This is a genomic window from Photobacterium sp. R1 (assembly GCF_054600795.1).
Genome location: NZ_BAAHZP010000826.1, coordinates 1 through 247 on the forward strand (window position 1 = coordinate 1; position 247 = coordinate 247).

A 247-nucleotide genomic window follows, 5' to 3' on the forward strand; every position below is an offset into this window, starting at 1 on the left:
TACTACCGAGCCGATGCGTTCGGTATCCGCCTCGAAAATCTGGAACTGGTGGTTGAAGTCGAAACCAAAGGCGACATGACGGTACTGGGCTTCGAATCGCTGACCCGTGCCCCGATTGACCGTCGCCTGGTGGATCTCAGCCTACTGACAGACGCTGAGCTCAACTGGCTGAATCGTTACCATCAAACCGTATTCGATGTCATCAGCCCTTCGCTGCAGGGCGAGGATCTGAGCTGGCTGCAACAAG

1 protein-coding gene is annotated in these 247 nt (G+C 55.9%); it reads left to right on the forward strand.

The window, feature by feature from the left end:
* A partial coding sequence (locus tag ACYP03_RS27380; protein WP_459782856.1) for a M24 family metallopeptidase C-terminal domain-containing protein occupies nt 1-247 on the forward strand: 247 nt, incomplete at both ends.